Source organism: Escherichia sp. E1130 (assembly GCF_005781065.1).
Classification (GTDB): Bacteria; Pseudomonadota; Gammaproteobacteria; order Enterobacterales; family Enterobacteriaceae; genus Escherichia.
The window spans coordinates 273,250-300,040 of sequence record NZ_VATL01000016.1 but is presented as its reverse complement, the minus strand read 5'-3'; the positions used below and the strand labels follow the sequence as shown (position 1 = coordinate 300,040).

General features: G+C 48.1%; 41 protein-coding genes and 2 pseudogenes. 24 read left to right on the top strand and 19 right to left on the bottom strand.

Features of this window, described 5'->3' with window-relative positions; all coding sequences use genetic code 11:
* Positions 1-161 (bottom strand): annotated as a pseudogene (locus FEK66_RS16995) (lysozyme); the annotation flags it as partial.
* Positions 161-376 carry a phage lysis protein EssD gene (gene essD / locus FEK66_RS16990; RefSeq protein WP_000839596.1) on the bottom strand — a complete coding sequence of 72 codons (216 nt, stop codon included), beginning with the start codon at positions 374-376 and terminating at the stop codon, positions 161-163. The pseudogene FEK66_RS16995 and the gene essD, both read right to left, overlap by 1 nt.
* A gap of 221 nt (positions 377-597) precedes the next feature.
* On the opposite strand from essD, the gene ynfU reads away from it, so the two are divergent.
* Complete coding sequence (ynfU, locus tag FEK66_RS26025; RefSeq protein WP_001405948.1) at positions 598-768, top strand: putative zinc-binding protein YnfU; 171 nt, start codon at positions 598-600, stop codon at positions 766-768.
* A 281-nt stretch (positions 769-1,049) separates the two neighbouring features.
* On the opposite strand, the gene cspB is transcribed toward ynfU, so the two are convergent.
* From cspB to FEK66_RS16950, 8 genes are all read right to left on the bottom strand, one after another.
* Positions 1,050-1,265: a cold shock-like protein CspB gene (gene cspB / locus FEK66_RS16985; protein WP_000066486.1), complete on the bottom strand. Its 216-nt coding sequence runs from the start codon at positions 1,263-1,265 to the stop codon at positions 1,050-1,052.
* 368 nt (positions 1,266-1,633) lie between these two features.
* The gene (locus FEK66_RS16980) at positions 1,634-2,386 is read right to left on the bottom strand and encodes an antitermination protein (RefSeq protein ID WP_135493760.1); all 753 of its coding nucleotides are present in this window, start codon (positions 2,384-2,386) and stop codon (positions 1,634-1,636) included.
* Positions 2,387-2,466: 80 nt separating this feature from the next.
* Entirely contained in the window at positions 2,467-2,607 is a 141-nt protein-coding gene (locus tag FEK66_RS16975; RefSeq protein ID WP_135406134.1) for a YlcG family protein, read from the bottom strand.
* Positions 2,604-2,966 carry a crossover junction endodeoxyribonuclease RusA gene (gene rusA / locus FEK66_RS16970; protein ID WP_001492872.1) on the bottom strand — a complete coding sequence of 121 codons (363 nt, stop codon included), beginning with the start codon at positions 2,964-2,966 and terminating at the stop codon, positions 2,604-2,606. Before rusA ends, FEK66_RS16975 begins: the two co-directional genes overlap by 4 nt.
* On the bottom strand, positions 2,963-3,253 hold the full coding sequence (locus FEK66_RS16965) for a DUF1364 domain-containing protein (RefSeq protein WP_032176362.1): 291 nt from the start codon (positions 3,251-3,253) through the stop codon (positions 2,963-2,965). The genes rusA and FEK66_RS16965 overlap by 4 nt, the downstream gene beginning before the upstream one ends.
* Positions 3,246-3,416 carry a NinE family protein gene (locus FEK66_RS16960; RefSeq protein ID WP_000224907.1) on the bottom strand — a complete coding sequence of 57 codons (171 nt, stop codon included), beginning with the start codon at positions 3,414-3,416 and terminating at the stop codon, positions 3,246-3,248. The genes FEK66_RS16965 and FEK66_RS16960 overlap by 8 nt, the downstream gene beginning before the upstream one ends.
* Positions 3,416-3,871: a YbcN family protein gene (locus tag FEK66_RS16955; RefSeq protein ID WP_135406132.1), complete on the bottom strand. Its 456-nt coding sequence runs from the start codon at positions 3,869-3,871 to the stop codon at positions 3,416-3,418. The genes FEK66_RS16960 and FEK66_RS16955 overlap by 1 nt, the downstream gene beginning before the upstream one ends.
* On the bottom strand, positions 3,868-3,969 hold the full coding sequence (locus FEK66_RS16950) for a hypothetical protein (protein ID WP_073978393.1): 102 nt from the start codon (positions 3,967-3,969) through the stop codon (positions 3,868-3,870). The genes FEK66_RS16955 and FEK66_RS16950 overlap by 4 nt, the downstream gene beginning before the upstream one ends.
* 413 nt (positions 3,970-4,382) lie before the next feature.
* Between FEK66_RS16950 and FEK66_RS16945 the strand changes: the two genes are divergently transcribed.
* Entirely contained in the window at positions 4,383-5,060 is a 678-nt protein-coding gene (locus FEK66_RS16945; protein WP_135493758.1) for a hypothetical protein, read from the top strand.
* A gap of 278 nt (positions 5,061-5,338) precedes the next feature.
* Here the strand turns inward: FEK66_RS16945 and FEK66_RS16940 are convergent, their stop codons facing one another.
* From FEK66_RS16940 to FEK66_RS16915, 7 genes are all read right to left on the bottom strand, one after another.
* Positions 5,339-5,944: a BRO family protein gene (locus FEK66_RS16940; RefSeq protein WP_135493756.1), complete on the bottom strand. Its 606-nt coding sequence runs from the start codon at positions 5,942-5,944 to the stop codon at positions 5,339-5,341.
* A gap of 21 nt (positions 5,945-5,965) precedes the next feature.
* Positions 5,966-6,073 (bottom strand): ash family protein, encoded by a 108-nt coding sequence (locus FEK66_RS26020; RefSeq protein WP_215629063.1) that lies wholly within the window; start codon positions 6,071-6,073, stop codon positions 5,966-5,968.
* A gap of 146 nt (positions 6,074-6,219) precedes the next feature.
* Positions 6,220-6,519 (bottom strand): protein ren, encoded by a 300-nt coding sequence (locus tag FEK66_RS16935; protein WP_130216499.1) that lies wholly within the window; start codon positions 6,517-6,519, stop codon positions 6,220-6,222.
* Complete coding sequence (locus tag FEK66_RS16930) at positions 6,516-7,217, bottom strand: replication protein P (protein ID WP_130216497.1); 702 nt, start codon at positions 7,215-7,217, stop codon at positions 6,516-6,518. The genes FEK66_RS16935 and FEK66_RS16930 overlap by 4 nt, the downstream gene beginning before the upstream one ends.
* On the bottom strand, positions 7,214-8,233 hold the full coding sequence (locus FEK66_RS16925) for a replication protein (protein ID WP_171023571.1): 1,020 nt from the start codon (positions 8,231-8,233) through the stop codon (positions 7,214-7,216). Before FEK66_RS16925 ends, FEK66_RS16930 begins: the two co-directional genes overlap by 4 nt.
* Positions 8,230-8,769 carry a toxin YdaT domain-containing protein gene (locus FEK66_RS16920; protein WP_001182899.1) on the bottom strand — a complete coding sequence of 180 codons (540 nt, stop codon included), beginning with the start codon at positions 8,767-8,769 and terminating at the stop codon, positions 8,230-8,232. Before FEK66_RS16920 ends, FEK66_RS16925 begins: the two co-directional genes overlap by 4 nt.
* Before the next feature lie 69 nt (positions 8,770-8,838).
* Positions 8,839-9,069, bottom strand: coding sequence for a helix-turn-helix domain-containing protein (locus FEK66_RS16915; RefSeq protein ID WP_001067458.1), 231 nt, complete (start codon positions 9,067-9,069; stop codon positions 8,839-8,841).
* Between the two features lie 104 nt (positions 9,070-9,173).
* Between FEK66_RS16915 and FEK66_RS16910 the strand changes: the two genes are divergently transcribed.
* The 14 genes and pseudogenes from FEK66_RS16910 (at position 9,174) to FEK66_RS16840 (ending at position 16,041) form a co-directional block, all read left to right on the top strand.
* Positions 9,174-9,863 (top strand): helix-turn-helix transcriptional regulator, encoded by a 690-nt coding sequence (locus FEK66_RS16910; RefSeq protein ID WP_044709189.1) that lies wholly within the window; start codon positions 9,174-9,176, stop codon positions 9,861-9,863.
* A gap of 80 nt (positions 9,864-9,943) precedes the next feature.
* A complete protein-coding gene (locus FEK66_RS16905; RefSeq protein WP_061092792.1) occupies positions 9,944-10,213 on the top strand; it encodes a hypothetical protein in 270 nt (89 codons plus the stop codon).
* A gap of 8 nt (positions 10,214-10,221) precedes the next feature.
* The gene (locus tag FEK66_RS16900) at positions 10,222-10,662 is read left to right on the top strand and encodes a hypothetical protein (protein WP_240782898.1); all 441 of its coding nucleotides are present in this window, start codon (positions 10,222-10,224) and stop codon (positions 10,660-10,662) included.
* 586 nt (positions 10,663-11,248) lie between these two features.
* The gene (locus FEK66_RS16895) at positions 11,249-11,455 is read left to right on the top strand and encodes a phage encoded cell division inhibitor protein (protein ID WP_000233576.1); all 207 of its coding nucleotides are present in this window, start codon (positions 11,249-11,251) and stop codon (positions 11,453-11,455) included.
* A gap of 75 nt (positions 11,456-11,530) precedes the next feature.
* Entirely contained in the window at positions 11,531-11,827 is a 297-nt protein-coding gene (locus FEK66_RS16885; protein WP_135493754.1) for a host-nuclease inhibitor Gam family protein, read from the top strand.
* Between the two features lie 5 nt (positions 11,828-11,832).
* Positions 11,833-12,618: a phage recombination protein Bet gene (bet, locus tag FEK66_RS16880; RefSeq protein WP_000100847.1), complete on the top strand. Its 786-nt coding sequence runs from the start codon at positions 11,833-11,835 to the stop codon at positions 12,616-12,618.
* Positions 12,615-13,295: a lambda exonuclease family protein gene (locus FEK66_RS16875; RefSeq protein WP_033808535.1), complete on the top strand. Its 681-nt coding sequence runs from the start codon at positions 12,615-12,617 to the stop codon at positions 13,293-13,295. The genes bet and FEK66_RS16875 overlap by 4 nt, the downstream gene beginning before the upstream one ends.
* Positions 13,292-13,474: a DUF1317 domain-containing protein gene (locus FEK66_RS16870; protein ID WP_000149544.1), complete on the top strand. Its 183-nt coding sequence runs from the start codon at positions 13,292-13,294 to the stop codon at positions 13,472-13,474. Before FEK66_RS16875 ends, FEK66_RS16870 begins: the two co-directional genes overlap by 4 nt.
* Positions 13,447-13,637: pseudogene (locus FEK66_RS16865) on the top strand (DUF1382 family protein). The gene FEK66_RS16870 and the pseudogene FEK66_RS16865 overlap by 28 nt, the downstream one beginning before the upstream one ends.
* 76 nt (positions 13,638-13,713) lie before the next feature.
* Entirely contained in the window at positions 13,714-13,929 is a 216-nt protein-coding gene (locus tag FEK66_RS16860) for a hypothetical protein (protein WP_000188870.1), read from the top strand.
* A gap of 98 nt (positions 13,930-14,027) precedes the next feature.
* Entirely contained in the window at positions 14,028-14,246 is a 219-nt protein-coding gene (locus FEK66_RS16855) for a TraR/DksA family transcriptional regulator (RefSeq protein WP_000763385.1), read from the top strand.
* A gap of 47 nt (positions 14,247-14,293) precedes the next feature.
* Positions 14,294-14,533, top strand: a complete 240-nt coding sequence (locus FEK66_RS16850; protein ID WP_032217941.1) for a DUF4222 domain-containing protein — start codon at positions 14,294-14,296, stop codon at positions 14,531-14,533.
* A 139-nt stretch (positions 14,534-14,672) separates the two neighbouring features.
* Positions 14,673-14,909, top strand: coding sequence for an excisionase (locus FEK66_RS16845; RefSeq protein ID WP_000088653.1), 237 nt, complete (start codon positions 14,673-14,675; stop codon positions 14,907-14,909).
* Positions 14,899-16,041, top strand: coding sequence for a site-specific integrase (locus tag FEK66_RS16840; RefSeq protein WP_000741339.1), 1,143 nt, complete (start codon positions 14,899-14,901; stop codon positions 16,039-16,041). Before FEK66_RS16845 ends, FEK66_RS16840 begins: the two co-directional genes overlap by 11 nt.
* Before the next feature lie 113 nt (positions 16,042-16,154).
* Here FEK66_RS16840 and icd read toward each other — a convergent pair whose 3' ends face one another.
* Positions 16,155-17,405 (bottom strand): NADP-dependent isocitrate dehydrogenase, encoded by a 1,251-nt coding sequence (gene icd / locus FEK66_RS16835; protein WP_000444487.1) that lies wholly within the window; start codon positions 17,403-17,405, stop codon positions 16,155-16,157.
* Positions 17,406-17,576: 171 nt separating this feature from the next.
* Between icd and rluE the strand changes: the two genes are divergently transcribed.
* From rluE to roxA, 8 genes are all read left to right on the top strand, one after another.
* Entirely contained in the window at positions 17,577-18,230 is a 654-nt protein-coding gene (gene rluE / locus FEK66_RS16830; RefSeq protein ID WP_135493752.1) for a 23S rRNA pseudouridine(2457) synthase RluE, read from the top strand.
* A 9-nt stretch (positions 18,231-18,239) separates the two neighbouring features.
* Complete coding sequence (gene nudJ / locus FEK66_RS16825; RefSeq protein ID WP_022296361.1) at positions 18,240-18,701, top strand: phosphatase NudJ; 462 nt, start codon at positions 18,240-18,242, stop codon at positions 18,699-18,701.
* A gap of 53 nt (positions 18,702-18,754) precedes the next feature.
* Positions 18,755-19,861 (top strand): tRNA 2-thiouridine(34) synthase MnmA, encoded by a 1,107-nt coding sequence (gene mnmA / locus FEK66_RS16820; RefSeq protein ID WP_130222859.1) that lies wholly within the window; start codon positions 18,755-18,757, stop codon positions 19,859-19,861.
* A 35-nt stretch (positions 19,862-19,896) separates the two neighbouring features.
* Positions 19,897-20,538 (top strand): high frequency lysogenization protein HflD, encoded by a 642-nt coding sequence (hflD, locus tag FEK66_RS16815; RefSeq protein ID WP_001297479.1) that lies wholly within the window; start codon positions 19,897-19,899, stop codon positions 20,536-20,538.
* A 3-nt stretch (positions 20,539-20,541) separates the two neighbouring features.
* A complete protein-coding gene (gene purB / locus FEK66_RS16810; protein ID WP_135493750.1) occupies positions 20,542-21,912 on the top strand; it encodes an adenylosuccinate lyase in 1,371 nt (456 codons plus the stop codon).
* A gap of 162 nt (positions 21,913-22,074) precedes the next feature.
* Positions 22,075-22,746, top strand: coding sequence for a two-component system response regulator PhoP (gene phoP, locus FEK66_RS16805; RefSeq protein ID WP_130205589.1), 672 nt, complete (start codon positions 22,075-22,077; stop codon positions 22,744-22,746).
* Positions 22,746-24,206, top strand: a complete 1,461-nt coding sequence (gene phoQ, locus FEK66_RS16800) for a two-component system sensor histidine kinase PhoQ (protein WP_130259682.1) — start codon at positions 22,746-22,748, stop codon at positions 24,204-24,206. Before phoP ends, phoQ begins: the two co-directional genes overlap by 1 nt.
* A gap of 75 nt (positions 24,207-24,281) precedes the next feature.
* Positions 24,282-25,403 (top strand): [50S ribosomal protein L16]-arginine 3-hydroxylase, encoded by a 1,122-nt coding sequence (gene roxA, locus FEK66_RS16795; RefSeq protein WP_130205585.1) that lies wholly within the window; start codon positions 24,282-24,284, stop codon positions 25,401-25,403.
* Between the two features lie 48 nt (positions 25,404-25,451).
* On the opposite strand, the gene pepT is transcribed toward roxA, so the two are convergent.
* Positions 25,452-26,678 (bottom strand): peptidase T, encoded by a 1,227-nt coding sequence (gene pepT, locus FEK66_RS16790; protein WP_130205583.1) that lies wholly within the window; start codon positions 26,676-26,678, stop codon positions 25,452-25,454.
* Positions 26,679-26,791: the final 113 nt, after the last annotated feature.

Below are 26,791 nucleotides of genomic sequence, written 5' to 3'. Positions count from 1 at the left end.
CCGTAACATACAGTCCATACGCCAACGATATCTTTATATGGTATGTAGCTGACACCTTCCAGACCATCGTCACCACTCGGACCAGTGATGAGCACAGACGCTATGGCAACAGCCCCACCACCAATAGCAGCTGCAACAGCCTTGCGTAATGATGGCGACATTATTCACCTCTCGCAGCCTTACGCTTATCTTCTTTAATCTTGAAATAAAGGTTTGTCAGGTACGTCAGCAGGCCAAATACCAGACTACCCAGCACACCTATTGCCGCCCACTGTGATGGCGTGACTTTATCGAGCAACTGTAAAAACCAGTAGCCAGCACTGCCTGCAGAGGTGCCATAGGCGACACCTGTTGTTAACTTATCCATTGATTTCATATCCTCACCCCGATGTACACGGATGGTGCAATATGTTTGAAAAGATCGGAGTCTACGGGTTAGTTTTTACAGCAAACGTTGTTCTCAACGACGCTCAAAAAACAGAAAATTAAAATAATGTGGTTAAATATTTTAAAAGAAAAACCATCTATTAAATAATAATGCGGGATATATTTTTCTATTTAGTGTAATGTATACGGCCATTTATACAGGAAAAGCCTATGTCAGAACGTAAAGACTCAAAATCACGCCGTAATTATCTCGTAAAATGTTCTTGCCCAAACTGTACCCAAGAATCAGAACACAGTTTTTCTAGAGTACAAAAAGGTGCCCTTTTGATCTGCCCTCATTGCAACAAAGTATTCCAAACAAATCTTAAAGCTGTTGCCTGAGTGTTTCGATTACTTACAAAGAGTTTTTATATTTTAATAATATATTTAAATCAGATAATAAAAAACCCGCCTGCGCGGGTTTGAGATTGTGGTGCTTTTTGTGGTAGTTACCCACTTACGCACTTTGTATTGCTATGCCAGCAGTTAGCTTCTACTGTAAAACTATTCATGCAGCAAACCTGCACTTCACCACAAAATGGGATTCAATACCCACAACTCTATCTGCATCTCTACTCAGGCATCAGCCTTCTTCGTTATCGTATACAGACAAGCTATGAATTTTAATCAGTAATAATGACATTTGCTGCTGCAGGACCTTTAGCACCACTCTCTACAGAGAAGGTAACCTTTTGGCCTTCAAATAAGGTTCGATAATTATCATTCTGAATTGCAGAAAAATGCACAAACACATCTTTACTACCATCAACAGGAGAAATAAAGCCAAAACCTTTATCAGCGTTAAACCATTTTACTAAACCAGTCATTTTATTTGACATTCTACATTCCTTAACTTGAGCCTTTCGGCATAAATGATTTGTATAACAGAAACGACTTCGTACTTAATTGGAGAGACTCAAAGAAGGAATAAGTGAATAACACCTGAAATGAGAACTGCTTTAGTAAACTACTTCGTATATCGTCTGTTCTTCAAACCGACGCAGCCATTAACGCATAGTTGTACACTTGGAAGCAATGTTTATTTTAGACATCCAGCCACCTCCCCATTTAAAACACAAAAACCCGCTCATTAGCGGGTTTTCTACTTTTTCTCAACACCGGACATACAAAGCCCATCGTTGAGAAAATCCTATCCATATTTTTTGAAAAATGCAAGCATCATGTCGATATCTTCGGCGAAAATTATTTATCTTGTCACTTTTCTCAACTGTGCTTCTGCATATGCTTCTTCCTGCCAGCACTTTGTAACCAGTTTATCAATAACATCAGCATACCCCTTGTACCACTGATAATCCGTCAGGTCCGGTACCAGTTTCTGGACATGATGCCGCGCCAGTGTGGTTGGTAAACGGCTAAACCGGTTTCCATTGCAACGCCCACAAATCTTATAAACAGGCGTGCCATGAAGCCGGGTCCTTTTTTCATCCAGGACAATACCTTTACCCTTACACCCTCTGCACGCTGTGCTGACTTCTCCCTTACCATGACAATGCTGACATAGTTCCTTCACCCACTCTTCCTTGATAACGGATTCCCCGCTTCTGGAATGTTTCACCACTTCGCGCAATACATTATGAAATCCCGTACCAGCACAATGCTCACAGCGAGCCTTACTTGCCGCAGACCTGGAATAATCAGCAAAGGCAAAATTCACGAGGTAAGGAATAATCTGTAACCGTGTTTCTGCACTCAATTTATTCAATGTCGGGTTATCCAGTGCCATCGCGTAATTGAGCAGACCTTCAATTGCAAACTGAGGGTCCTGAACACCAACTTTTGCCAGGAATAAGGCAAACCCAAGCGGTGCTTTCGACTGCACCATCCCCTGCGCAGCCATCACATCCGTAATCGTTAAACAGCCAGAGCCTGTCGCCGGTGCGTCATCGCTCAATTTTGGAGATTTTGGGGAGTAATATTTTGGTAAGGCCTCAAGATTCATTCTCGTTCTCCATTTACACCAGCACGCCAATTGGCAGCAAAAAACAATAAAACGGCATCAACCGATCGTTATCTCTGGCTTCATACAATTGTCTCTGCCAGTGTTTTGGCGTAATTCTTCAGTATTCGGTAATCGGTCAAAACAGAACCGGGAAAACGATATAAGCGCAGGCGCCCCCAGCGGCGGCGAAGACGTTCTGCCATATAAGACTCAAACATCATTCATCTCCCAGTTCAGTGATGGTCAGCTCCAACTTCCCACCCTTGGTAACGGGCATTTTCACAACGCGATAATCAACGACCTGAGCATCATCCAGCCAGAAACCTGCTTTGGTGAGTGCGTCAAAAGCTGCTTTTTGCAGATTATCCAGGTCACGGCGACGGCGATCCGGCATGTGGCACTCAATACGGATTTTCACTGGCATAGCCAGACCGATATCCAGCATGGAGCCTTTGATGATTCGGGCGACGTTATCGCGGTATACCTGCCCCTCTGCGCTGATGTGCGTGCGCCCGCGATTATGGCGGTAGTAGCGGTTATTGCTCGGCGGCCAGGGTAGTGTGATGTAGTAAGTATTCACGCCTTGATTACCCCCTCTTTCAGCCAGATAACCTGCGTTCTCGCCATACCTTCCAGCGCGCATTCTTTTGCATACTCAGCATCGACAAAATGTGTGCGGCGGTCGATTTCGTCGTGACAGGCAGAACATGCAATGGTGGCAATCAGGTCTGGCGGTTTGATACCGGTACCGCACAATCCAGCCAGCCGGATATGTGCCAGTACAGACGTTTCAGAATTGCCATTACATACGCCAGGGATTCTTACCTGGCATTCCCGACCACGCGCTGCTTTTCTCAAATCAGCCATGATTCCTCCTTGCTGCCAGTCGCAACCATTTTTTATCAACCAGGCTGGCGGTATATCCGAGCAGTGTTGGTATTTCGGATGGCTTCAGCTCAGGTTTACGCTTACGACGATTTGGTACTTTGTAGATGTGTCCGTTCATGACACGAATAAGCGGTGTAGCCATTACGCCTCCTGCTTATCACGCAGCAGCTGATACTCGCAGCTCTGCGGAATAGTCAGGTGGCAGCCAATACTCATCGCCCAAGATTCAACCTTACTCAGGAAGACATACATCTCTCCGGTATCAAGATCGGAGGTATGGCGTAACGACTGGATAGTAGTGATTTCGCCGGTTACGACATCAACCAGGTCCTTGGTTTCATAACCGAGGTATGTGTGTTTGAGAGCATCTTTTACCCATGCTGCGGTAGCGAACGATTTCCCCCTGCTGATGAGGTATTCACTGATTTCGCTGTACCACATGTGGCTGAGTGCATTCTGGGAAAGACTGCGTCTCTCCCGCCACGGTTTAAGCACCATGCGAAAGCATTTTCCATCCTCCAGATAAGGCTGGATCTGCTGACCGATAGCGGTGAAGTTACCGCGATGCAATTTGATGCCGTCTTGTGGGAGGTTCACGCTTCACCTCCGCAGAGGTCAAACGTTGGATGCAAAAAATCGCAGGTGCATTTCTGCATCTGTGAAGGGAGAAGAGAGTTTGGATTGTGTGTGCGCATAAACGTCCCCGTTTAGCGCAGAAGTCACCGGAGGTGTTCAGGCTCCGATGACATGATTATGGCGAGTTGATTATGGAAAATCAATTGAAGATGAAATTCAACAATGCCCCATGGTGCTATGGCGCTCAATTAATTATATAACTTCAGAGAAAACTGATAACCCATTGATGATCACATTAGCTCAGACTAAGAAGACTGACAACGGGGACGAACATGAACAGCAACGCCTGACATAGGTAAATCTCAAAAGCGAATCATATAATCCTTACCCCATCACTCAGAGACATCGTATAATAACATTCATACCACTATATAACCTCCAAATAACAACAACAATTCATTGGTTGCATTAATATCAGCGTGTTCCGTTGTTCAGGAATAAAACTTTTTATTTAACAAACAAAGAGAGTTCAATGATGAGCAAAATTACAGGCGTGTTAGTTGATAGCCATATCTATGATATTAAAAATGATATGGAGAGTGGTTACTGTTTCCCTAACAGTTTGTTCCCAGGAGCAACCTTCAAGATGGTCATTGATAATGACCCTATTAATAATGACAAGGTAAAATGGACCTGTGGCACTAATGCAGACAATAATGTTCTGGCGGTTAGCCAGGATGGCACAGTAACTTTTCCGGGCGTAGATGAAAAGTGCGTTGGGAAGATTTTTGTCATTTTCGCCACTGATAAATCAACGAATAAATCTGCCGGCATCTATATTTTTATCGTGAAGCGTTTTTTCAAATACAGCATTGAAACTTATAACTCAGTTAAAAAGATTTTACCGTGGATTGAAAACATGAACGGAGAATTTCCTAGAATACATGATATCGATAGTGACTATATTGATGAAAATAGCGGATGGCATCATATCAATCGAAAAGTTAACGCAGGACTTTACCAGGAGTGGGGCACGTTAACTAATAGTGGATGGGACACAAGTTGTGAGCTTGAGGGTGTTTGTAGCATTTACGCTTTTAATAAAGATGATAATACTTATTCTTGTCTGATGGATACTGGATATACCCAGCATACTTCTATTATATACAGCGCTCAGGCAGTTGCATCCTACGGTGAGTCTATCGACTGATAGTGCTTTTTTCAACTATCATTTGCATTATTACCGCGTAAAGATTCACTGAAATTATAAAATTTAACTTGCGCAAAACCACCCGTTCAGCGGGTGGTTCTCATTTTTATCCACTATGTATATGAAGCTTAAAAAATAAACGAACTTAAGCGTTCCTTTTTATATTGCTACAAACAATTAATTCTCGACACCTAATAACTAAAGCCCCGCCCCCATATACCGCCAATACCCGTTTCATAACAAAATGCTGGTGACATTTCTCACCGGAAACTTTATTGCTACTGCTCAGAACGCAAATGCGGCAATACTCGGCTCCACTTATCATCCTGCCACGGCTGGAATCTTACATGTGCCGTTTCTCTGGCAAGGATTTCGCGCGCCTTATGTAGTATCTGGGGATATTCTTGCTCAATAGAAGTAAAGCGACCGGCTTCGCGATGCTCCGCAACCTGAAGAAGTGGAGTAACATTCTGGCAGGCGGTTAACATCACATCCCCTGCTCGCCATAACCAGGCGGGTGTGCAAAGTTCGTTATCAGTGAATTGTTTTGTGATTGGGGATTGTTGAACTTCTCGATCGAGAATATCCAGAACCCAGCGGCGGAATTCTTTGGCTACAGGAGTGCGGGCGAACATAGCGATCAAATGGGCACCACGGAGGGAGAAAATGCGTATTGTTTTCTGGTAGTTCCCTGAGACACTCAAATTGAGGGTCTCAGTCATATCTGCCCTAAATTCATCGGAATTTCGATCGTAGATCTGAGTTACGGCATCAGATTTTTTATATCCGAGAGCTTGAGCAATCTCAACGGCAGTAAGCCAGATACTGTTGTTGTGTTTAACAGGATGGAATTTTGTTTGATGAAAGACTAGTTGTGTGCTCATGATGATTACCTATAAATCAAGTTAACCACCACCGCTGACGCCAATCAGTTTGGTGGTGAGACATGTAGGGTTGGCGTAACCGGGGTAATCAACCGGCCCGACCGAAGTCGGCCCTACACGCCCCACCATAATTCAGATGTGCGTATGCTTACGACAATAAAAAACACGCTCGCGGCGTGTAGTAGTCGCGATTACCTTATCCGGGACGCCAATCCCGTGTGCCGATTTTGCGGCAACACACAGAATATAGCGCCAGATATTAGTTATCGTCAACCTCACTGATTTCCTCCCCCCGCCGCATAAACAAATAAAACCCGCTTCATCGCGGCACTCTGGCGACACTCCTTGAAAATCAGATTCGTGCTCACCTTTCCTTCCCGTTCTTCCCTGGTAGCGAACCTGTAATACACCGTTCGCCAGACCTTACCATCAATGACCAAGATTCCTGCCCGCGCCATTTTAGCCGCAGCCTGATTTATGCTGGTTACTGTTGCGCCTGTTACCTCAGCAACGTCCTGCGCACAGAAGCTCTTATGCGTCCCCAGGTAATGAATAATTGCCTCTTTGCCCGTCATACACTCGCCCCTTTCAGCCCAAACTTCGCTTTGATTTCGGCGATCTTCGCCAGCGCCTGAACACGATTAAGCGGCCTGCCACCCATGACAGGAAGTTGTTTTACTGGTTCAGGTATCGCCTCTCCACGGTTAATTCGCGCGGTCATACAGGCCAGTTCATCGGCAGCCTTGCGCCGTAATTCCGCATCAGTAAGCGCATTGGCCCGCATGTTCTGGTACAGGTTGGTAACCAGCCAGTAGTGCGCGTTTGATTTCCACGGATAAGACTCTGCATCTGGATACAGGCCACGCTTCCGGCAATACTCATAAACCATATCAACCAGCTCGCTGACGTTTGGCAGCCCGGCGTTAACGGATGCTTCTTCCCGGCACCAGGCGACAAACTGCCCGGGTGATGGCAGGAATGGTCGATTCTGCCGACGGGCTACGCGCATTCCAGCGTTAACCTGTTCCATCGTGGTGATCCCATTTTCCCGGAAAGCCAGAACCCACTGGCGGCGGATTTCGTTCAGTTCGTTCTGGTCACGGTTAGCCAGGCTCGCCGGGAAAGTTGCCAGTAACTGGCTGAACACACCATTGATAATCTGCGCTACCTGCTGTACCTGCGGCTTTTCGTCGTACTGTTCCGGCATGTTATTGGCGATCCGGCGCATCTGCTCACGGTCAAAATTAACCATCTGTGCGGCGATGTTTTTCATAGCTCCACCCCGTAAATCCAGTCAGTGTTCGTCAGGTCGAGTTTTGGTTTTCCGGCTGTCACGCCAGCCTGTTGCTTGTTACGGTTGATTTCGAGTTGGGTCCACTTGTCGCGGAGTTTGGCCGGACTTAGCACGTTACCGGACCAGAAGTTGTCCTGGCATGCCCAGCGGAACAGCACGCACATATCGCGGTGGTTACGTCCGTCACGTTCACGCATCAGGCGGATATCGTTAGCCCACCCTGCAAAATTCGGTTTTCTGGCTGATGGCGCGATGGTCTTCACCATGTCAAACATCCACTCTGCGGCGGTCAGGTCTTCTGCTGTCCCCCACTTGCTGCCGCTCTGAATTGCAGCATCCGGTTTCACCACAGGAAGATCGTTTTCTGGCTGGTCAGAGGATTCGTCAGAATTCTCGGACGAAAAAGGTTTTATATTGTCTTTTGTTAGTTTGTCTTTTGTGTTTACCTGATTCGGGTAAGTGCCTTTACCTGATTTGGGTAAACTTTTCTTACCTGATTCAGGTAAATTTACCTCTTTCAGGTAAACTTTATTTTTCTTACCTGATTCGGGTAATGTTGACCATTCACTGACCACATTATTGATGCCGATATTCCGCCCGCTCTGAATTAAAATCCCACGCTTTACCAGAACACTTTTTGCAGCAGAACACTTGTGCGGCAATATCCCGGTTAACTCGGAAAGTTGCTCGTTGCTCACCCAATCCAGTTTTTTATTAAAGCCATATGTTTTGCGCATGACAGCCAGGAAGACCAGAAGCTGGTGCTGTGTTAATCCGGCCAGCATCACAGCTTCCAGCAACTCATTTGCAATGCGCGTATAACCATCATCGAGATCTGCCACGCGCGGCTCCTTTTGTGCCGCATCCGGCACTGGAAAATTGAATATCTCAGCAGTGTTTGCCATAATTCCTCCCGCAATGAGTGTGTTACGATTTGCACCTGAAAGTCGGTTCTGTTCCAGCAGACCGGCTTTCGCCATTTCTGAACCTGTCATATCGCCCCCAGCATGGTAGTAACCATCGCCATCAATGGACCAGCCAGATCTGGGTCCACACGAAACATCGACACAATACCTTCACTAATTTCCTTCAGTTTCTGGTGGCGTGGTGCGTTGAGAATGACAGCCTGTTTTGCCTCACTGAGTTCCTTTTCCATTTCAGCCAACCTAGCCATGAAGCTATCCTGCTCAACCAGGTAACCGCGATATTCCAGCGGTAGTACCGCCAGAATTGCCGGGGTCAGTTCACGCACGTTATTTCGGTATTTTTCAGAATCGAATTTGTTATCGAGGAAGCGGAACAGCTTCTGGCGTGCACGGCTGACATCATCAGGGAAATCGATGGTGCCGCCGCCCTGCTCCCGATACTCATTCACAATGAGTGTGGCAACGACATCCTGATTATCTTCAGCCGACCAAGCGCGGACGGCATCACGGATTTTTTCGTGGCCTGGCACCTGTTTTGTTTGAGAACGATTTATCACCGCAGTCGGGCTAAATCCGCTAGTCTGTTGGTATGTAAGTGGTTGCATAATTGACTCCTTTAGTTTGAATTGACTGTTAAGTTGATTGCTTATTGTTAAAGAGCGTTAAATGGAAATTTAAGCTGCGTTCTTTTCGGTGTGTGGAAACAACTTCGGAAGATCCGGGCGAATCTGGTATGCCTTCACTACTCCACCAGTAGCCGTAACAATGCTGCCGACATGTTCAGGGGATACCTTTGCTTTGTTGTGAAGCCACTTATAGACGGCCTGCTGTGAAACTTCGCAAGCAGCGCCCAGTTTCTTTTGTGAACCAACGATATTGATCGCTGTTTTGATAGCTGGGTTCATAACAACCTCCGTGGTTAATTTGAATCAAGATTAAAACTATGGTTGTTTTTAGTCAACAACCATTTTCGTTTGATGGAATAAAACCTTGGTTGTACATTTGGACTATGAAAACAACACTCTCAGAAAGACTTAAAGAAGCCAGATTAGCGCGAGGCCTTACACAAAAGGCGCTTGGGGATATGGTCGGGGTTAGCCAGGCTGCCATTCAGAAAATCGAAACAGGGAAAGCTAACCAAACAACTAAAATCGTGGAGATCGCAAACGCTTTGGGTGTGCGCGCAGAATGGTTATCTTCTGGCGTTGGAAATATGTCAGACAGTACCGTGCAACCAATACAATCAACTGTCAGCCATTCAAAATACTTCAAGATTGACGTTCTTGATATAGAAGTCAGTGCCGGACCGGGTGTCATCAACCGTGAGTTTGTGGAAGTTCTACGCTCGGTTGAGTACTCGTTTGACGATGCTCGTCACATGTTCGATGGCAGGAAGGCGGAAAATATCCGCATCATTAACGTGCGCGGTGACAGCATGTCAGGGACGATCGAACCAGGTGACCTGCTGTTCGTTGATATCACTGTTAAATCTTTCGACGGTGATGGCATCTATGCGTTTCTGTACGACGACACAGCCCATGTAAAGCGCCTGCAAATGATGAAGGATAAGCTGCTGGTTATCTCTGATAACAAGAGCTACTCACCGTGGGACCCGATCGAGAAAGACGAGATGAATCGGGTATTCATATTCGGTAAGGTTATTGGGAGCATGCCGCAGACGTACAGGAAACACGGATAATCAGCTGCGTGCTGATGAGGCTTTTGGGTAATGCGCTGAAAGAATTCTTTATAAAAATAACATTACGGGAAAGGCAAAAAATGAGTGATAAAAAACTTATTAAAAAATCAAATAACTGTGTAGATGCATATGCTGATGCATTTGGATATTCATCTTTTGGGGAAGATGACGATCGCTTAGGCTCCATATCTTTCTTTCAGCATGTTACAGAATGGGACGCTGATGGTAGTAATGACACTGAAAGCGTAAAGTACAACATTGCAACAATTCGCATGACGGAAGATTTAATGCTTAAACTCGCTGACTTTATTCGCGATCAGCATGATAGAGCTAAAACCAATAAGTCATAATATTAACAATGAAACACGGTTATTACGAAGCTCCAAACCTAACTGAAAAGCTTGAACAAGCGGCAAGATCATCATCTTTGCACACCGCAGCATTTTCTCAATCAGCTGGTATGTCTGGCGGTAATGTACCTATGCTACAATCAAGTGGTAGCGGTGGCTCTGGGAGTAATAATGTGCTTGAATCGAAAGTTGCAAAGCTTGAGTCTGATGTGTCCTACATCCGACGTGACGTTGATGAGCTCAAGACAGATGTCAAATCTATCGACAGAAACATGATCGCTGTTCTGGAGCGACTCGATTCAATAAAAGAGTCACTAGCCAAAAAACCATCCATCGATGCTGTCGATAGAAAGATTTCAGACGCAAAGCTTGCGGTATTGCTTGGTGTTCCAGCAATCATCGCTGCAGGAACAGGACTTTATAAGCTATCAATGTACTTTTTTCTTTAGTGCTTAAGAAACTGCTCGCCACCTTGCATTAGGCAAAGCGATTTTTCATTCCCTATTACCCTTTCTTAACCAATCATCTAAACCCTGCCCCCGTGAACTGCCCCCCGAAAGTTGGACAGTTCACGGGCCCGGGTTTTCTTTTGCCCTACCCTCATCACACACCGTTCAAAAAAACACCACAACCTCGCTTCAGTTATCGCTATGCGATGCAAGTCACAAAATAAATCCATCCTAAATACAACCAGTTATATTTAAAATAACCGACAAAACAACTTTTGTTGTTGACGACAAAACAACTATAGTTTTAAATAAATTCATCGCAACAACACAACGATACGGCAACCACCTGTTTCACCGTTGCGATGACCGCTTAGATCCGCAGTTTGAATTTCAGCAGGCTACGGGGAGTGCGAGGGGTGAAACGGACGCGTGAACGTCGGTGTGACCAGCTGAAATCAACTCGATACTTCATACCTCAGTCGCTTCAACGAGGCGGCTTAGTTATGACACCGGCGGCCATCCACCGCCTGAATACGCGCAGAAGTCTCTATATGTTCAGCAGCCCAGCTTACGGGCAGGGGTTTTTATGGTTCATCAACATTACGGAACGCAGACCGTTAATCGCGGTGCGGTCATGCCAGGAATGCTGGTCAAACACAAAGATGGTACCTGGACAGCATCAGCTAATTTACGCGGACGGCTTTATCTGCATCGCGGCATCGAGCGCACTTATACCCGTGACTTGCTCGTGGAAGTTTTTCTTGACGGACGCGGCAACGGCCTGAATCACTAATCCCCTTTCCTGTTTTTCTAATCAGCCTGGCATTTCGCTGGCGATATTTTCACAGCCATTTTCAGGAGTTCAGCCATGAACGCTTGTTACATTCAGGATCGTCTTGAGGCTCAGAGCTGGGCGCGTCACTACCAGCAGATCGCCCGTGAAGAGAAAGAGGCAGAACTGGCAGACGACATGGAAAAAGGTCTTCCACAGCACCTGTTTGAATCGCTATGCATCGATCATTTGCAACGCCACGGGGCCAGCAAAAAAGCCATTACCCGTGCGTTTGATGACGATGTTGAGTTTCAGGAGCGCATGGCAGAACACATCCGGTACATGGTTGAAACCATTGCTCACCACCAGGTTGATATTGATTCAGAGGTATAAAACGGATGAGTACAGCACTCGCAACGCTGGCAGGGAAGCTGGCTGAACGTGTCGGCATGGATTCTGTCGACCCACAGGAACTGATCACCACTCTTCGCCAGACAGCATTTAAAGGCGATGCCAGCGATGCGCAGTTCATCGCATTGCTGATCGTCGCCAACCAGTACGGCCTTAATCCGTGGACGAAAGAAATTTACGCCTTCCCTGATAAGCAGAACGGCATCGTTCCGGTGGTGGGCGTTGATGGCTGGTCCCGCATCATCAATGAAAACCAGCAGTTTGATGGCATGGACTTTGAGCAGGACAATGAATCCTGTACATGCCGGATTTACCGCAAGGACCGCAATCATCCGATCTGCGTTACCGAGTGGATGGATGAATGCCGCCGCGAACCATTCAAAACCCGCGAAGGCAGAGAAATCACGGGGCCGTGGCAGTCGCATCCCAAACGGATGTTACGGCATAAAGCCATGATTCAGTGTGCCCGTCTCGCCTTCGGATTTGCTGGTATCTATGACAAGGATGAAGCCGAGCGCATTGTCGAAAATACCGCATACACTGCAGAACGTCAGCCGGAACGCGACATCACTCCGGTTAACGATGAAACCATGCAGGAGATTAACACTCTGCTGATCGCCCTGGATAAAACATGGGATGACGACTTATTGCCGCTCTGTTCCCAGATATTTCGCCGCGACATTCGCGCATCGTCAGAACTGACACAGGCCGAAGCAGTGAAAGCTCTTGGATTCCTGAAACAGAAAGCCACTGAGCAGAAGGTGGCAGCATGATACCGGACATTATCCTGCAGCGTACCGGGATCGACGTGAGAGCTGTCGAACAGGGGGATGATGCATGGCACAAATTACGGCTCGGCGTCATCACCGCTTCAGAAGTTCACAACGTGATAGCAAAGCCCCGCTCAGGAAAGAAGTGGCCTGACATGAAAATGTCCTACTTCCACACCCTGCTGGCTGAGGTTTGCACCGGTGTGGCTCCGGAAGTTAATGCTAAGGCGCTGGCCTGGGGAAAACAGTACGAGAACGACGCCAGAACCCTGTTTGAATTCACTTCCGGCGTGAATGTTACTGAATCCCCGATCATCTATCGCGACGAAAGTATGCGCACCGCCTGCTCTCCCGATGGTTTATGCAGTGACGGCAACGGCCTTGAACTGAAATGCCCGTTTACCTCCCGGGATTTCATGAAATTCCGGCTCGGTGGTTTCGAGGCAATAAAATCGGCTTACATGGCCCAGGTGCAGTACAGCATGTGGGTGACGCGAAAAGATGCCTGGTACTTTGCCAACTATGACCCGCGCATGAAGCGTGAAGGCCTGCATTATGTCGTGATTGAGCGGAATGAAAAGTACATGGCGAGTTTTGACGAGATGGTGCCGGAGTTCATCGAAAAAATGGACGAGGCACTGGCTGAAATTGGTTTTGTATTTGGGGAGCAATGGCGATGACGCATCCTCACGATAATATCCGGGTAGGCGCGATCACTTTCGTCTACTCCGTTACAAAGCGAGGCTGGGTATTTCCCGGCCTTTCTGTTATCAGAAATCCACTGAAAGCACAGCGGCTGGCTGAGAAGATAAATAATAAACGGGAGGCGGTATGCACAAAGCATCTCCTGTTGAGTTAAGAACGAGTATTGAGATGGCACATAGCCTTGCTCAAATTGGAGTCAGGTTTGTGCCAATACCAGTAGAAACAGAGAAGAATTTCATACGTTAGCCACATCCCTTTCACAAAAGCTGGAAATGATGGTGGCGAAAGCAGAAGCAGATGAGAGAGACCAGGTATGACAACCACTGAATGCATTTTTCTGGCAGCGGGCTTCATATTCTGTGTGCTTATGCTTGCCGACATGGGGCTTGTTCAATGACACCTCAGCAAGAAAACGCCCTTCGCAGCATTGCCCGTCAGGCTAATTCTGAAATCAAAAAAGCCAGACAGCAGTTTCCGGATAAAAACGTCGATGACATTTGCCGTAGCGTACTAAAGAAGCACCGCGAAACGGTAACGCTGATGGGATTCACACCGACTCATTTAAGCCTGGCGATCGGCATGTTGAACGGCGTCTTTAAGGAACGGTGAACATGAAAAGCAAAATCATCAGGGAGCTACAGGCTCCTTTTTTATTATTCGCATTTACCCTCAAGCGTATTAACCAACAATTCAGGGATTAATGAAAGATGGCAGACATCATTGATTCAGCATCAGAAATCGAAGAATTACAGCGCAATACAGCAATAAAAATGCGTCGTCTGAACTACCAGACTGTATCCGCAACTCATTGTTGTGAGTGTGGCGATCCGATAGATGAGCGAAGACGCCTGGCTGTTCAGGGTTGTCGGACTTGTGCAAGTTGCCAGGAGGAGATCGAACTTAAGAACAAACAATGGGGACTGTGATGGCCTCAAAGCAGCAAATTTCAACATCGTCCAACTGGGGTGTAAAAATGTTCAGAATCATTTTTCCTAACACCTGGTACGTCGACCACCACGGCACTCCCTGCAAAATCCTGCGTTCTACCCACAACAAAGTTCACTACATCCGAAAAGGCAGAACATGTATCGCCAGCATGTTCCGCTTTAATCATGACTTTGAACCTGTGAGTAAAGTGGAATCAGAGCGGATAGCCGAAGAGATCGATACAGCAGAACACATTAAGAAGTTACGTGCCATACGCAGGAAATAGAAAAATTGATAAATTCAATACTGCATTTCTCAGCATTAAATTTATCTCTATGACCAGTCAAGAGATGTACCTGCCATGAGCTTAATATCATGTCAGATATATCGGTCACAAACTCCCTCAGCAGCTAAGAGGAGGACAAATGTCTCGACTAATCACTTTACAGGACTGGGCTAAAGAAGAATTTGGGGACTTAGCACCAAGTGAGCGAGTTCTGAAAAAATACGCGCAAGGGAAAATGATGGCCCCACCCGCTATAAAAGTTGGTCGCTACTGGATGATTGACCGAAATTCCCGTTTTGTAGGAACGCTTGCAGAACCGCAACTCCCAATAAACGCAAACCCAAAACTCCAACGGATAATCGCTGATGGCTGCTAGACCCCGATCTCACAAAATCTCTATACCCAATTTATATTGCAAATTAGATAAGCGAACCGGAAAGGTATATTGGCAATACAAACATCCACTATCCGGTCGTTTTCATAGCTTAGGAACTGATGAGAATGAAGCAAAACAAGTTGCTACTGAAGCAAATACCATTATTGCTGAACAACGTACCCGACAAATATTAAGCGTCAATGAGCGTCTGGAAAGAATGAAAGGCAGGCGCTCAGACATTACGGTGACAGAATGGCTTGATAAATATATTTCTATCCAGGAGGACAGGCTGCAACATAATGAACTAAGACCCAACTCCTATCGGCAAAAAGGCAAACCCATTCGTCTTTTCCGTGAGCATTGTGGAATGCAACACCTCAAGGATATTACCGCACTTGATATTGCCGAAATAATTGATGCTGTAAAGGCTGAAGGTCATAACAGGATGGCGCAAGTCGTGAGAATGGTGTTGATCGACGTCTTCAAAGAAGCACAACACGCAGGACATGTTCCGCCAGGATTTAACCCAGCACAGGCAACAAAACAACCGCGAAATCGAGTAAACCGCCAAAGATTGTCACTGCCCGAATGGCAGGCAATATTTGAAAGCGTAAGCAGACGGCAGCCCTATTTAAAATGCGGCATGCTACTTGCTCTTGTTACTGGACAACGTTTAGGTGATATCTGCAATTTGAAATTCTCTGATATCTGGGACGACATGTTGCACATTACTCAGGAAAAAACCGGTTCAAAACTTGCTATTCCGCTTAACCTGAAATGCGATGCTCTGAATATTACCCTTCGTGAAGTTATATCTCAGTGCAGGGATGCTGTTGTTAGTAAATATCTGGTCCATTACCGTCACACTACCTCTCAAGCAAACAGAGGAGACCAGGTTTCTGCAAATACTCTGACAACGGCTTTTAAAAAGGCCAGGGAAAAATGTGGCATAAAATGGGAGCAAGGAACTGCGCCCACATTTCATGAGCAGCGATCTCTGTCAGAACGGTTATATCGGGAACAGGGTCTGGATACGCAAAAGTTGTTAGGCCATAAATCCAGAAAAATGACCGACCGATACAATGATGATCGTGGTAAAGACTGGGTTATCGTAGATATCAAAACAGCATAGAAAATAGCCAGTTTTGGGGAAGGGTTTTGGGGAAAGTTTTGGGGAAGATTTTACATCATCATAAAACAACGGGCGTATAACACGCCCGTTTCAATATTTAACACATGTAGAGATTACATGTTCTTGATGATCGCGTCACCAAACTCTGAACATTTCAACAGTTTAGCGCCTTCCATCAGACGTTCGAAGTCATAGGTTACGGTCTTCGCGTTGATTGCGCCTTCCATACCTTTAACAATCAGGTCAGCCGCTTCAGTCCAGCCCATATGGCGCAGCATCATCTCCGCGGAGAGAATAATAGAGCCTGGGTTTACTTTGTCCTGACCGGCATATTTCGGCGCAGTACCGTGGGTGGCTTCAAACAGGGCGCATTCGTCACCGATGTTTGCGCCAGGGGCAATACCGATACCGCCAACCTGCGCTGCCAGGGCGTCAGAAATGTAGTCACCGTTCAGGTTCATACAGGCGATAACATCATATTCAGCCGGACGCAGCAGGATCTGTTGCAGGAATGCATCAGCAATCACGTCTTTAATGACGATCTCTTTGCCGGTATTCGGGTTTTTAACTTTCAGCCACGGGCCGCCGTCAATCAGTTCACCGCCAAACTCTTCACGCGCCAACTGGTAGCCCCAGTCTTTAAACGCGCCTTCGGTGAACTTCATGATGTTGCCTTTGTGCACCAGGGTCACAGAGTCACGATCGTTAGCAATTGCGTATTCGATCGCGGCACGAACCAGACGTTTGGTTCCTTCTTCAGAACATGGCTTAATACCGATACCGCAGTGTTCCGGGAAGCGAATTTTCTTCACGCCCATCTCTTCACGCAGGAATTTAATTACTTTCTCAGCGTCGGCAGAGTCTGCTTTCCATTCGATACCTGCATAAATGTCTTCCGAGTTTTCACGGAAGATAACCATATCGGTCAGTTCAGGGTGTTTAACCGGGCTTGGGGTGCCCTGATAGTAACGTACCGGACGCAGGCAGATGTAGAGATCCAGTTCCTGGCGCAGGGCAACGTTCAGAGAGCGAATACCGCCCCCAACCGGAGTGGTCAGCGGGCCTTTAATAGCAACGCGATATTCACGAATCAGATCAAGGGTTTCAGCAGGCAGCCACACATCCTGACCATAAACCTGTGTGGATTTTTCACCGGTGTAAATTTCCATCCAGGAGATTTTACGCTCGCCTTTATAGGCTTTCTCGACTGCAGCGTCGACCACTTTCAGCATGGCTGGGGTTACATCTACACCGATTCCATCACCTTCAATGTAAGGGATAATCGGATTTTCAGGAACGTTGAGTTTGCCGTTTTGCAGGGTGATCTTCTTGCCTTGTGCCGGAACAACTACTTTACTTTCCATTCACCTCTCCTTCGAGCGCTACTGGTTTGCTCGTCTGCCACCACGTTGCATATGCGTTTGCGTCCTGCGATACGGATGCTTTAGAGCAATTTTTTGTTAATGATTTGTAATTGGCTTGTCAATACTACCCTATTGTTTGCCGTCATGAAAGATGCGCGTTATTAGGCTATAATGCGGCAATTCATAATCTCTGAAAATACCATGCAAAAAACTTCTTTTAGAAATCACCAGGTTAAGCGATTCAGCTCGCAACGCACTAACAAACGCAAACCAGAAAACCAGCCCACGCGTGTGATCCTGTTTAATAAACCTTACGATGTCCTGCCACAGTTCACCGATGAAGCTGGGCGCAAAACATTAAAAGAATTCATCCCGGTTCAGGGTGTTTATGCGGCGGGTCGTCTCGACAGAGATAGCGAAGGGTTATTGGTGCTGACCAATAATGGTGCACTACAGGCTCGTTTAACTCAGCCGGGCAAACGCACCGGGAAAATCTATTATGTGCAGGTGGAAGGCATTCCCACACAAGACGCTCTTGAAGCCTTACGCAATGGCGTACCCTTAAATGATGGTCCTACCCTGCCCGCAGGCGTGGAGCTGGTTGAAGAACCAGAGTGGTTATGGCCACGTAATCCGCCAATTCGTGAACGTAAAAGTATTCCCACCAGCTGGCTGAAGATTACTTTATATGAAGGACGTAATCGCCAGGTGCGCCGCATGACCGCCCATGTCGGTTTCCCTACGCTGCGACTGATTCGTTATGCCATGGGCAATTACACACTGGATAATCTCGCTAACGGCGAATGGCGAGAAGCAACAGAATAAGGATGCACAATGTTTAAACCGCACGTTACCGTCGCCTGCGTGGTACATGCAGAGGGCAAATTTTTAGTTGTTGAAGAGACGATTAACGGTAAAGCGTTATGGAACCAACCGGCGGGACATCTGGAGGCGGATGAGACGCTAGTAGAAGCGGCTGCGCGTGAGCTGTGGGAAGAAACCGGCATCAGCGCGCGACCGCAACACTTTATCCGCATGCATCAGTGGATTGCGCCAGATAAAACGCCGTTTTTGCGTTTCCTGTTTGCCATTGAACTTGAGCAAATATGCCCGACCCAGCCTCATGACAGCGATATCGACTGCTGCCGTTGGGTCAGCGCCGAAGAAATTTTACAGGCGTCAAATCTTCGTTCGCCGCTGGTGGCAGAAAGTATTCGTTGTTATCAAAGCGGGCAACGCTATCCGCTGGAGATGATTGGCGATTTTAACTGGCCTTTTACAAAGGGTGTCATCTAAAAGGCTGCGTGATAGAATACGCCGCCTTGAAGTTCAATGTCGTGAGTAATCCAATGTCTGAAACCGCAAAAAAAGTGATCGTCGGCATGTCCGGCGGTGTCGATTCCTCCGTTTCTGCCTGGCTGTTGCAACAACAGGGATATCAGGTCGAAGGCCTGTTTATGAAGAACTGGGAAGAAGACGACGGTGAGGAATATTGCACAGCGGCAGCGGATCTGGCTGATGCCCAGGCGGTCTGCGATAAGCTCGGCATTGAACTGCACACCGTTAACTTTGCTGCCGAGTACTGGGACAACGTCTTCGAACTGTTCCTTGCTGAATATAAAGCCGGTCGCACGCCGAATCCGGATATTCTGTGCAACAAAGAGATCAAATTTAAAGCCTTCCTCGAATTTGCCGCCGAAGATTTAGGTGCCGATTATATCGCTACCGGTCATTACGTGCGTCGGGCTGATGTCGATGGCAAGAGCCGCCTGCTGCGTGGTCTGGACAGCAATAAAGACCAGAGCTACTTCCTTTATACGCTCGGCCATGAGCAGATTGCGCAAAGCCTGTTCCCGGTCGGCGAACTGGAAAAACCGCAGGTGCGTAAGATTGCTGAAGATCTCGGTTTGGTCACTGCGAAGAAAAAAGACTCTACCGGCATTTGCTTCATTGGCGAACGTAAATTCCGCGAGTTCCTGGGCCGTTATCTCCCGGCGCAACCGGGCAAAATCATTACCGTCGATGGCGATGAAATTGGTGAGCACCAGGGGCTGATGTATCACACCCTCGGTCAGCGTAAAGGTCTGGGTATCGGTGGCACTAAAGAAGGCACCGAAGAACCGTGGTATGTGGTCGATAAAGACGTCGAAAACAACATTCTGATTGTTGCGCAGGGCCATGAACACCCGCGTCTGATGTCTGTCGGTCTGATTGCCCAGCAGCTACACTGGGTCGATCGCGAACCGTTCACCGGCACTATGCGTTGCACGGTAAAAACCCGCTATCGCCAGACCGACATTCCGTGCACCGTCAAGGCGCTGGACGACGATCGCATTGAAGTGATTTTCGATGAGCCAGTTGCCGCCGTGACGCCGGGCCAGTCTGCCGTCTTCTATAACGGTGAAGTGTGCCTCGGTGGCGGTATCATTGAGCAGCGTCTGCCGCTGCCGGTCTGATTATTGTCTTTAATTACAACAAGGAAGCAGTGAACGTGGCAAAGAATTACTATGACATCACCCTCGCCCTGGCCGGTATTTGTCAGTCGGCACGCCTGGTGCAACAACTCGCTCACCAGGGGCATTGTGATGCCGATGCGCTACACGTCTCACTCAACAGTATTATTGATATGAACCCCAGCTCGACGCTGGCGGTTTTTGGCGGTAGCGAAGCCAACCTGCGCGTCGGGCTGGAAACCCTGCTCGGCGTGCTCAATGCCAGCAGTCGCCAGGGCTTAAACGCTGAGTTAACCCGCTACACACTCAGCCTGATGGTGCTTGAGCGCAAACTCTCCTCAGCGAAAGGTGCGCTCGACACTCTGGGCAACCGGATCAACGGCCTGCAACGCCAACTCGAACACTTCGATTTACAGTCCGAAACGCTGATGAGCGCGATGGCCGCCATCTATGTTGATGTGATAAGCCCGCTTGGCCCGCGCATTCAGGTCACCGGCTCCCCTGCCGTACTGCAAAGCCCACAGGTGCAGGCGAAAGTTCGCGCAACCCTGCTGGCAGGCATTCGCGCCGCCGTGCTCTGGCACCAGGTTGGCGGCGGACGTCTGCAACTGATGTTTTCTCGTAATCGCCTGACCACTCAGGCAAAACAAATTCTTGCTCATTTAACCCCGGAGTTGTGATCTATGGAATTATCCTCACTGACCGCCGTTTCCCCTGTCGATGGACGCTACGGCGATAAAGTCAGCGCGCTGCGCGGGATTTTCAGCGAATACGGTTTGCTGAAATTCCGTGTACAAGTCGAAGTACGTTGGCTGCAAAAACTGGCCGCGCACACAGCGATCAAGGAAGTTCCTGCTTTTGCTGCCGACGCAATCGGTTACCTTGATGCAATCGTCGCTAATTTCAGTGAAGAAGATGCGTCGCGAATCAAAACCATCGAGCGTACCACTAACCACGACGTTAAAGCGGTTGAGTATTTCCTGAAAGAAAAAGTGGCGGAGATCCCGGAACTGCACGCGGTTTCTGAATTCATCCACTTTGCCTGTACTTCGGAAGATATCAATAACCTCTCCCACGCATTAATGCTGAAAACCGCGCGTGATGAAGTGATCCTGCCGTACTGGCGTCAACTGATTGACGGCATTAAAGATCTCGCCGTTCAGTATCGCGATATCCCGCTGCTGTCCCGTACCCACGGTCAGCCAGCCACGCCGTCAACCATCGGTAAAGAGATGGCAAACGTTGCCTACCGCATGGAGCGCCAGTACCGCCAGCTTAACCAGGTGGAGATCCTCGGCAAAATCAACGGCGCGGTCGGTAACTATAACGCCCACATCGCCGCTTACCCGGAAGTTGACTGGCATCAGTTCAGCGAAGAGTTCGTCACCTCGCTGGGTATTCAGTGGAACCCGTACACTACCCAAATCGAACCGCACGACTACATCGCCGAGCTGTTTGATTGCGTTGCGCGCTTTAACACCATTCTGATCGACTTCGACCGTGACGTCTGGGGTTATATCGCCCTTAACCACTTCAAACAAAAAACCATTGCTGGTGAGATTGGTTCTTCCACCATGCCGCATAAAGTTAACCCGATCGACTTCGAAAACTCCGAAGGCAATCTGGGGCTTTCCAACGCGGTATTGCAGCACCTGGCAAGCAAACTGCCGGTTTCCCGCTGGCAGCGTGACCTGACCGACTCCACCGTGCTGCGTAACCTCGGCGTGGGTATCGGTTATGCGCTGATTGCTTACCAGTCCACCCTGAAAGGTGTGAGCAAACTGGAAGTGAACCGTGATCATCTACTGGATGAACTGGATCACAACTGGGAAGTGTTGGCAGAACCGATCCAGACGGTAATGCGCCGTTACGGGATTGAGAAGCCATACGAGAAGCTGAAAGAGCTGACTCGCGGTAAACGCGTTGACGCCGAAGGCATGAAGCAATTTATCGATGGTCTGGCGTTGCCGGAAGAAGAAAAAGCACGCCTGAAAGCGATGACGCCGGCTAACTATATTGGCCGTGCCATCACTATGGTTGATGAGCTGAAATAAGCCTCGTATCAGTGCCGGATGGTGATGCCGTCCGGCCTGTTTATTAAGATAATCCGCTTTTCTATTTACACCTCCCTTCCCCACTGGTTTATTTAATGTTTACCCCCACAACCACATAATCGCGTTACACTATTTTTATAATTAAGACAGGGAGAAATAAAAATGCGCGTACTGGTTGTCGAAGACAATGCGTTGTTACGTCACCATCTTAAAGTTCAGATTCAGGACGCGGGTCATCAGGTCGATGACGCAGAAGATGCCAAAGAAGCCGATTATTATCTCAACGAACATTTACCGGATATTGCGATTGTCGATCTCGGTTTGCCTGACGAAGATGGTTTGTCGCTGATCCGTCGCTGGCGTAGTAATGATGTTTCACTGCCAATTCTGGTTTTAACCGCCCGTGAAAGCTGGCAGGACAAAGTTGAAGTATTAAGCGCCGGTGCTGATGATTACGTGACTAAACCCTTTCATATTGAAGAGGTGATGGCACGAATGCAGGCATTAATGCGGCGTAATAGCGGCCTGGCTTCACAGGTTATTTCGCTGCCGCCGTTTCAGGTTGATCTCTCCCGTCGCGAATTATCCATTAGTGACGAAGTCATCAAACTGACCGCATTTGAATACACCATTATGGAAACCTTGATCCGTAACAACGGCAAAGTGGTCAGTAAAGATTCATTGATGCTACAGCTCTACCCGGATGCCGAACTGCGGGAAAGTCATACCATTGATGTTCTGATGGGCAGACTGCGCAAAAAAATTCAGGCGCAATACCCGCACGAGGTGATTACCACCGTTCGCGGCCAGGGTTATCTTTTCGAATTGCGCTGATGAAAAAATTACTGCGTGTTTTTTTCCCGCTCTCGCTGCGGGTACGTTTTCTGTTGGCGACGGCCGCGGTAGTACTAGTGCTTTCACTTTCCTACGGTATGGTTGCCCTGATCGGTTATAGCGTTAGTTTCGATAAAACGACGTTTCGTCTGTTACGCGGCGAGAGCAATTTATTCTATACACTGGCGAAATGGGAAAACAATAAGCTACACGTTGAACTGCCGGAAAATATCGACAAGCAAAGTCCCACGATGTCTCTGATTTATGACGAGAACGGCAAACTATTGTGGGCGCAGCGTGACGTTCCCTGGCTGATGAAAATGATCCAGCCTGACTGGCTGAAATCCAATGGTTTTCACGAAATAGAGGCTGACGTGAACGATACCAGCCTGCTACTGAGTAACGATCTCTCTATTCAGCAGCAGTTGCAGGAAGTTCGGGAAGACGACGACGATGCAGAAATGACCCACTCGGTAGCCGTTAATGTCTATCCGGCAACGGCGCGAATGCCAAAACTCACCATTGTGGTGGTCGATACCATTCCCGTAGAGCTTAAAAGTTCCTATACGGTATGGAGCTGGTTTCTCTATGTACTCCTGGCCAACCTGTTGTTAGTGATCCCGTTACTGTGGATCGCCGCCTGGTGGAGCTTACGCCCTATTGAAGCCCTGGCGCGAGAAGTCCGCGAACTGGAAGAACACCACCGTGAACTGCTCAACCCTACAACAACGAGAGAACTGACCAGCCTGGTGGGTAACCTGAACCGACTTTTAAAAAGCGAGCGTGAGCGTTACGACAAATACCGCACAACGCTCACTGACCTGACTCACAGCCTGAAAACGCCTCTGGCGGTGCTACAAAGTACGCTACGTTCTTTGCGAAGTGAAAAGATGAACGTCAGTGAGGCGGAACCGGTGATGCTGGAACAAATTAGCCGTATCTCGCAACAAATTGGTTACTACCTACACCGAGCCAGTATGCGTGGAGGGACATTACTTAGCCGCGAACTACATCCAGTGGCCCCGTTGTTGGACAATCTCACATCGGCACTGAATAAAGTTTATCAGCGTAAAGGCGTCAATATTTCCCTCGATATCTCGCCAGAAATTAGCTTTGTCGGTGAGCAGAACGATTTTGTTGAGGTAATGGGCAATGTACTGGATAACGCCTGTAAGTATTGTCTCGAATTTGTCGAAATCTCCGCAAGGCAAACTGACAAACATCTCTACATCGTGGTCGAAGATGATGGACCGGGGATCCCGCAAAGCAAGCGTGAGGTGATTTTCGACCGTGGTCAGCGTGTTGATACCTTACGCCCCGGGCAAGGCGTGGGGCTGGCGGTCGCTCGTGAAATTACTGAACAGTACGACGGAAGAATCATCGCCGGAGAGAGCATGCTCGGCGGTGCGCGAATGGAGGTGATTTTTGGTCGCCAGCATTCCTTGTCGAAAGATGAATAAATATGTCCTTTGTTCGCGCATTACAGTATGCATCCGTTATAATCGGTTGCAGATACCCGCCTATGGACGCTTAACATGGAATACCAACTCACCCTTAATTGGCCCGATTTTCTTGAACGCCACTGGCAGAAACGTCCCGTGGTGTTAAAACGCGGCTTTAATAATTTTATTGACCCTATTTCTCCCGACGAGCTGGCGGGCCTGGCGATGGAAAGTGAAGTCGACAGTCGGCTGGTCAGTCATCAGGATGGCAAATGGCAGGTCAGTCACGGGCCATTCGAAAGCTACGACCATCTGGGTGAAACCAACTGGTCATTGCTGGTCCAGGCGGTTGATCACTGGCATGAACCGGCCGCCGCGCTGATGCGTCCGTTCCGTGAATTACCGGACTGGCGCATTGACGATCTGATGATCTCGTTTTCCGTGCCTGGCGGCGGCGTCGGTCCGCATCTCGATCAGTACGATGTATTTATTATTCAGGGTACAGGTCGCCGTCGCTGGCGGGTAGGTGAAAAACTGCACATGAGGCAGCACTGCCCTCACCCGGATCTGTTACAGGTTGATCCGTTTGAAGCGATTATTGATGAAGAGCTGGAGCCAGGCGATATTCTTTATATTCCGCCAGGGTTCCCGCACGAAGGCTACGCGCTGGAAAATGCGATGAACTATTCCGTTGGTTTTCGTGCGCCGAATACGCGGGAACTGATCAGCGGATTTGCCGATTACGTGCTGCAACGTGAGCTGGGCGGTAATTACTACAGCGATCCGGATGTCCCTCCTCGCGATCATCCGGCAGACGTTCTGCCGCAGGAGATGGATAAACTGCGTGAGATGATGCTTGAGTTGATCAACCAGCCAGAACACTTTAAGCAGTGGTTTGGCGAGTTTATTTCGCAGTCACGTCATGAACTGGATATCGCTCCGCCAGAGCCACCGTATCAACCGGATGAAATCTACGACGCGCTGAAACAAGGTGATGTACTGGTGCGTCTGGGTGGTCTGCGCGTCTTGCGCATTGGCGACGATGTTTATGCTAATGGTGAGAAAATTGATTCCCCGCACCGTCCGGCGCTGGAGGCACTCGCCAGCAACATTGCACTGACCGCCGAGAATTTTGGCGACGCACTGGAAGATCCCTCATTCCTCGCGATGCTCGCGGCGCTGGTCAATAGCGGGTATTGGTTCTTCGAAGGGTAAATTTGAATTGAAGCCGGATGCGGCATCATATGCCGCATCCAATTTCGCTTACTTCCGTTTCGCCGTTAACTCGGCAATACGCACAATCACTTGCACCGCTTTTTCCATTCCTTCCAGAGTGACAAACTCATGTTTACCATGATAGTTATAACCGCCGGTAAACAGATTTGGACACGGTAATCCCATAAACGACAACTGCGCACCGTCAGTACCACCACGGATCGGTTTCAGGTCTGGTTCAATATCGCAATCGCGCATCGCCTGCTGGGCAATATCAAGAATATGCGGATGCTCAACGACTTTCTCGCGCATGTTGTAGTAACTGTCTTCAATCACCAGTTCAATGTAGCAATCCGGGTGTAACCCTTTGCCCACTTTCTTGGCAATTTCCATCATTTTACGTTTACGCGCTTCAAACTGTTTACGGTCGAAATCACGGATGATGTAGTGCATATCGGCGCGCTCAACAGTGCCTTTCATGCTTGTCAGGTGATAGAAGCCTTCATAACCTTCCGTGGCTTCCGGGCTTTCATCTGCCGGTACTTCCGCATGAATGCGTGCCGCCAGCGACAGCGCATTCACCATCACACCTTTTGCCGTACCTGGGTGAACATTGTTGCCGACGATTTTGATATTCACCGAAGCAGCGTTGAAGTTTTCAAACTCCAGTTCACCTACGCCACCACCATCTACGGTGTAAGCCCAGCGGGCATCAAAGGCTTCAACATCAAAATGTTTCGCCCCTTTGCCCACTTCTTCATCTGGCGTAAAGGCAACACGAATATCGCCATGCGGAATATTTTTCTGCTGCAATACCGCCAGCGCGGTCATGATTTCTGCAATACCTGCTTTGTCGTCAGCACCCAACAATGTTTTACCGTCAGTGGTGATCAGCGTCTGTCCCAGCAGTTGATGCAGTACCGGGAACATGACCGGTGACAGGACTTCGTCGCCGACGCCCAACGCAATGTCGCCGCCACGATAGTTTTCAACAATCTGCGGATTCACATTTTTACCGCTGCAATCCGGTGAGGTATCCACATGAGAAATAAAGCCAATCGCCGGAATATCGCCAGGAACGTTAGCCGGTAGCGTCGCCATCAACGTTCCTTTCTCACTTAAGGTCACATTGATAAGACCCATTTCTTCCAGCTGATCTTTCAGCAGATGCAATAATTTCCACTGGCCTTCCGTGCTGGGAACTTGTCTCACCCCCGCTTTTGATTGGGTATCGAGAGACACGTAGTTCAAAAAACGCTCAAGTAGTTTATCCATGTAGTCACCCTCACTTTTCGTGACAACATTATTAAGAAGCAGGAAAAGACAAATATTGCGTCAGGTCACTTTTACCCCTGCAATCGGGAATATTTATCAACATTACCTTAATG